Raw genomic sequence first — 5,935 nt, 5'->3', positions numbered from 1 at the left:
GCCGCGGGGGTGGGGAGGGTGAGGGGTAAGGCAAGAATTCAGAAGCGCATGGTTCCTTGCGCTACCCCTCACCCTTCCCAAGCTTCGCTTGGGCCCCTTCCCTCTCCCGGGGCGGGAGAGGGAATTCTATCCCCCACCCGGCCCGCGTCCGTCAGCAGCGTGTCCAGCACCTCGACCAGATGGTCGATGCGGTAGGGTTTCGGCAGCACCATCACCCCGGTGGCGCGGGCGACCTCCTCGCTGTAGCCGGTCGCCAGAACGACGGGCAGATCGGGCCGGAGCCGCTGCGCGCTCCGCGCCAGATCGACGCCGCTCATGATGCCGGGCATCACCACGTCGCTGAACAGCAGATCGAAACCGCCGGCTTCCAGCAGGGGCAGCGCCTCGTCGGCGGTGGCCGCACGGGTGATGGTGAAGCCGGCATCCTCCAGCGCGGTCGCCACGGTCAGCGCGACGATGGGATCGTCCTCCACCACCAGCACATGGCCGCCGACCCGGCTGGCGCCGGCCTCCGCCGCCGCCGGTTCCGCCGCCGTCGCCGGGGCGGTGCCGGACCGGCGGATCAGCAGGCCGATGGTGGTGCCGCGCCCTTCCTCGCTCTCGATCCAGACGGTGCCGCCGGAATGGCGGGCGAAGCCGTAGACCTGCGACAGCCCCAGCCCGCTGCCCTTGCCGATCTCCTTGGTGGTGAAGAAGGGGTCGAAGGCACGGGCCTGCACATCAGCCGGCATGCCGGTGCCGGTGTCGCTCACCGTCAGCCGGACGAATTCCCCCGACAGCCCATTGGGCGCCTGCGGATCGCCATGCGTCAGGGTGACGTTGGCCGCCCGGATCGACAGCATGCCGCCGTCCGGCATCGCGTCGCGCGCGTTGACCACGAGGTTCAGCAGGGCAAGCTCCAGCTGCGTCGCATCGATCTCCACCGGCCAGAGCCCGGTGGCGAAGTCCACCTCCAGCCGGATGTCGGCGCGCAGGGCCCGGTTCAGCAGTTCCGACATGCCGAGCACGCGGTCGCGCAGATCGACCGTCTCCGGCCGCAGGGCCTGCCGGCGGGCGAAGGCCATCAGCTGCTGCACCAGCTTGGCGCCGCGGTCCACCGCCTGCCGGCCGGCATCGACCAGCGGCTGGATGCGCGTGCCCTCCGCCCGTTTCTCGATCATGTGCAGGCAGCCGGACAGCGCCTGGAGCAGGTTGTTGAAGTCGTGGGCGACGCCGCCGGTCATCTGGCCCAGCGCCTCGGTCTTCTGCGTCTGCAACAGCGCGATCTGGACGCGCTCGCGCTCCGCCACCTCCTCGGCCACGCGGGCCTCCAGCGTGGCGTTGAGCTGTTGCAGCTCCTCCTCGGCCCGCTTCGCCTCGGTGACGTCGCTGCCCTCGACGAACAGGCCGGTGACGCGGCCGTCCTCATCCTTGATCGGCTGATAGACGAAGGTGAGGAAGCGCTCCTCCAGCGGCCCGCCCGGCCGGCGCTGGAAACTGATGGGCATGCTCCGCCCGACGAAGGTCTCGCCGCTGGCATAGACGCGGTCGAGCAATTCGAAGAAGCCCTGGCCCTCCACCTCCGGCAGCGCGTCCCGCGCCGGGCGGTCCACCAGATCCTGGCGGCCGACCAGCTGCATGTAGGTGTCGTTCGCCAGTTCAAAGACATGGTCCGGCCCGCGCAGCACGCACATGAAGCCCGGCGCCTGCCGGAACAGCGTGCGCAGCCGCTCCCCCTCCGCCGCCAGCCGGGCGTTGGCCGCCTCCACCGCGGCGCGTTCGCGGATCAGCGCCTTGTTGGCGGCCCGCAAGGCCGCTTCGGCAAGGGCACGCTCGACGGCGGCCCAGGTCCGTTCGGCCACATCCTCCGCCAGGGCGGCGTCGGTTTCGGTCCAGTGGCGCGCCTCGCCCTCATGCAGGTAGAGGATGGCCGTCAGCTGTCCCGCTTTCAGCAGGGGTACGACCAGCAGCGCGCGCGCGCCGATCCCGGCGAAGGCCGCCGCGGGGCCGCTTCCGCTGGTGCGGGGGTCGGTGGCGATGTCGTCGACGCGCAGCGTGTATCCCGCCCGCAGCTCGGCGATCAGCGCCGGGCCGAAGCTGTCGAGCGGCCGGGACTGGCCGGCGAGGCTTTCCACCCCGCTGTCGCTCCAGTCCCGGTCCACCGAGATCAGGCTGCCGGTCGGATCGGTCCGGCCATAGCCGGCCCGCGCCACCCGCAGATGGCGGCCGATGGCTTCGGCGGCGGCGGCGGTGATGCCGACCGGATCGTTCAACCCGCGCAGCTTCTCCGCCAGATCGAGTTGGAAGGTCAGCCGCCGTTCGGCCAGCACGCGGGCGGTGTTCTCGGTGCAGGCGCAGAACATGCCGGCGACGCGGTCGGCCTCGTCGCGGACCGGGCTGTAGGAGAAGGTGAAATAGGTCTCCTCGCGATAGCCATGCCGCTCCATCACCAGCAGCCGGTCCTCATGATAGGTCGCCTCGCCGGCAAGCGCCCGCGCCACCAGGGGGACCAGATCCTCCCAGATGTCGGCCCACACCGCGGCGAAGGGGCGGCCCAGCGCCTCCGGCTTGTCGCCCAGGATCGGGCGGTAGCTGTCGTTGTAGAGAAAGGTTAGCTCCGGCCCCCAGACCGCGAACATCGGGAAGCTGGAGGTCAGCATCAGGTTGACGATGGTGCGCAGCGACTGTGGCCAGTCTTCCGGCCGGCCGAGCGGAGTCGCCGACCAGTCCATCTCCCGCATCCGCCGGCCCATCTCGCCGCCGCCGGTAAAGACGTCCGGCCCGGTCCGGACCCCTGTTTCCGTGCCGTCGGGTGCGCGGCCGGGGACTGCGGATTGCCGCAGCCTTGCGGCGTCCTGCCAGACCGGATCGGCCATCATGCAACCGACATCGCAACAGCGGCGGTGCGGCGACGGTGAGCGTAAATTGAGGGAAACATAAGGATCCTTGCACAGACCATGGCGCAAGAATAGGCAATCGGAACAGGGGTGGCAATCGGAGCCCTCTAACCATTTGGGAGTAGTTTCCTCGAATCATCGTGCGAACGCGACTTTCACACCTCTGCCGATGTTGTCGAGATCATCGCAGCCGGCGGCCGTTTCTTGCGCCGGCCAGGAATTTTTCGGGCGATTGCGCAGCTTGCGCTACTTTTTTCGGAGACTGCCCGTGGGTCCGTTCCATCTCTCCGCCATATTGCTGACCCTGGCGGCGGTCTTCGGTTTTATCAACTATAAGTGGCTGAAGCTGCCCAACACCATCTCTCTGTTCTTCCAGGGGCTGGCTCTGGCGCTGCTGGTGAGCGGCATCGACGCGGTGGGCTCCAGCCTGGGCCTGGGCGACTGGCTGCGCGGTCTGATCGACCAGATCAGCCTGCCGGCGATCCTGCTCGACGGCATTCTCAGCCTGCTGCTCTACACCGCCGCGGTGAACGAGGATCTGTGCGTCCTGCTGAAGCGGAAATGGACGGTTCTGGCGCTGGCGACGGTGAGCGTCCTGCTGTTCACCGGCCTGATGGGGCTGGGGCTGCACCTCCTGTTTCCGCTGGTCGGGATCGAGGTGCCGCTGATCTGGTGTCTGGTGCTGGGAGCGGCCGTGGCCCCGACCGATCCGGTGGCGGTGCATGGCATCCTGGGGCGGCTGCCGGTCCCGGACAGCTTGCGGTCGGTGATCTCCGGTGAAAGCCTGTTCAACGACGGCGCGGGTGTGGTGCTCTTCGTCACGCTGCTCCACCTCGCGACCGGCAGCGAGCAGGACCTGACGGTGGGGGAGGCCGCGCTGGACTTCCTGAAAGAGGCGGTGGGCGGCGCGGCGCTGGGCTTCGTCTGCGGCTGGATCGCCTATCAGGCGAAGCGGCGGGTCGACGAGAGCGTGGTGGAACTGACCATCTCGCTGGCGCTGGTGCTCGGCACCTATTCTCTGGCCAGCCGGCTCGGCCTGTCGGGCCCCATCGCCGTGGTGGTCGCCGGGCTGCTGATCGGGTCCACCACCGGGCGGCATGTGCGCAGCGACGAGAGCCGCCGTGACCTGCATGTGGTCTGGACGATGATCGACGCCGTGCTGAATTCGCTGCTGTTCCTGCTGGTGGGTCTGGAGGCGACGGTGGCGATCTCCTGGACGGGGCGATTGCTGCTGGCTGCCGTGCTGGCCGTTCCGCTGGCTTTGGCGGCGCGGCTGCTCAGCCTGACGCCGGCCCTGCTCATGCATATGGGGCGGACGGACAAATCCAGCGCACTGGCCATCCTGACCTGGGCCGGACTGCGCGGCGGCGTTGCCGTTGCCCTGGTGCTGTCGCTGCCGGCCAGCCCCTACCGCGATCCCATCCTGGCGGTCTGCTACGTCGCCGTCGCCTTCAGCATCCTGGTGCAGGGCCTGACCCTGGAACCCATCGGCCGGCGGCTTTACGGCGGCCGGCAGGATCTTTGACCTCCACCACACCGTACTTACCGCACGCAAGGCTGCCGCGCGGGGCCCGGCGTGGAAGCGGCACCCCCGCGACCATACCTTGATTGGCAACCGATGGCCGCATGCCGGCCCCACCCCCGTTCCTGTCAGGGACCGCGCGATGATTCCCTTTTCCGTTCTCGACCTCAGCCCCATCGTGCAGGGGGCGACCGCCGCCGACAGCTTCCGCAACACCCTCGACCTCGCCCGCCATGCGGAGCGCTTGGGCTACAAGCGCTATTGGCTGGCCGAGCACCACAACATGCCGGGCATCGCCAGTGCGGCCACCGCCGTGGTGATCGCCCATGTCGCCGCCGGCACCTCGACCATTCGCGTCGGTTCGGGCGGGGTGATGCTGCCCAACCATGCGCCGCTGGTGGTGGCGGAGCAGTTCGGCACGCTGGAGTCGCTTTATCCCGGCCGCATCGACCTCGGGCTCGGCCGTGCACCCGGCACCGACATGATGACGGCACGGGCGCTGCGCCGCGACATGACCGACAGCGGCGACCGCTTCCCGCAGGATGTCGTCGAACTGCAGATGTATTTCGAGGAGCCGGAGCCCAACCAGCGCATCCGCGCCGTACCGGGGGCCGGGCTGAAGGTGCCCTTGTGGCTGCTGGGCTCCAGCCTGTTCAGCGCGCAGCTGGCGGCGATGCTGGGTCTGCCCTTCGCCTTTGCCTCCCACTTCGCGCCCGACATGCTGATGGAGGCGCTGGCGATCTACCGCGCCCGTTTCGAGCCCTCGGCGACTCTCGACAAGCCGCACGCGATGGTCGCCGCCAACCTGTTCGCCGCCGACACGGAGGCCGAGGCGCGGCGCATCTTCTCCTCCGCCCAGCAGCAGTTCGCCAACCTGCGCCGCGGCACCCCCGGCAAGCTGCCGCCGCCGGTGGACGACATCGAGTCCTGGTGGAGCAGCCCGGCCGAGAAGATGATGGTGGACCGCGCGCTGGGCACCATGGCCGCGGTCGGCACGCCGGATCAGGTGGCCGGCAAACTGTCGGAGATCGTCCGCGCCACCCAGGCGGACGAACTGATCCTGGCCGGCCAGATCTACGATCATGCCGCCCGCCTGCGCTCCTTCCAGATCGGGGCGGAGGTGCGCGAGAGGATCGGCTGAAGAGGCGGTCCGGGTAAAAATCGCGAGGGGGCGAAAAAAGCGCTTGCGCCGCATCGGCCAAGCGGCCTATACACCGCCTCCCGCGACGCAGCACGGTTCGAAAGAACAGTGACGCTTCAAGGGAAACAGTGGTCCGACCAAGTAACTGCCGAGTGCCTCGAAAAAAAGAGGTTGACAGCGAAAGTAAAGACCACTAAATAAGCCGAACACGACGCGGTGATCCAGAACGGAGCGCCGCTGAAATGTTCGGAAGCGACGCGTCTCGGCGTTGCGGGTTCTTTGACAAGTTTATACCGTGTTGTGAGAAGGGATGCGCAGGCGGCGGCAGTTGGTAGCCGTTGCGGCCTTGTGGTGCTGGGTCTCTTTGGGGATCGGCACAATCGAGGATCGTCTGTG

The 5,935-nt window shown here is 68.5% G+C and carries 3 protein-coding genes; 2 read left to right on the top strand and 1 reads right to left on the bottom strand.

Going from position 1 to position 5,935, the window contains the following annotated elements:
• Positions 1–68: 68 nt before the first annotated feature.
• Positions 69–2,858, bottom strand: a complete 2,790-nt coding sequence (locus GBZ48_RS35430; protein WP_174475307.1) for a PAS domain-containing protein — start codon at positions 2,856–2,858, stop codon at positions 69–71.
• 286 nt (positions 2,859–3,144) lie between these two features.
• Between GBZ48_RS35430 and GBZ48_RS35425 the strand changes: the two genes are divergently transcribed.
• Both GBZ48_RS35425 and GBZ48_RS35420 read left to right on the top strand, forming a co-directional pair.
• Positions 3,145–4,401 carry a cation:proton antiporter domain-containing protein gene (locus GBZ48_RS35425; RefSeq protein WP_174475306.1) on the top strand — a complete coding sequence of 419 codons (1,257 nt, stop codon included), beginning with the start codon at positions 3,145–3,147 and terminating at the stop codon, positions 4,399–4,401.
• Between the two features lie 139 nt (positions 4,402–4,540).
• Positions 4,541–5,539 (top strand): LLM class flavin-dependent oxidoreductase, encoded by a 999-nt coding sequence (locus GBZ48_RS35420; protein ID WP_174475305.1) that lies wholly within the window; start codon positions 4,541–4,543, stop codon positions 5,537–5,539.
• Positions 5,540–5,935: the final 396 nt, after the last annotated feature.

Source organism: Azospirillum melinis (assembly GCF_013340935.1).
Lineage (GTDB): Bacteria > Pseudomonadota > Alphaproteobacteria > Azospirillales > Azospirillaceae > Azospirillum > Azospirillum melinis.
The sequence above is the reverse complement of the archived record's forward strand: the minus strand, read 5'-3'. Positions and strand labels throughout refer to the sequence as shown.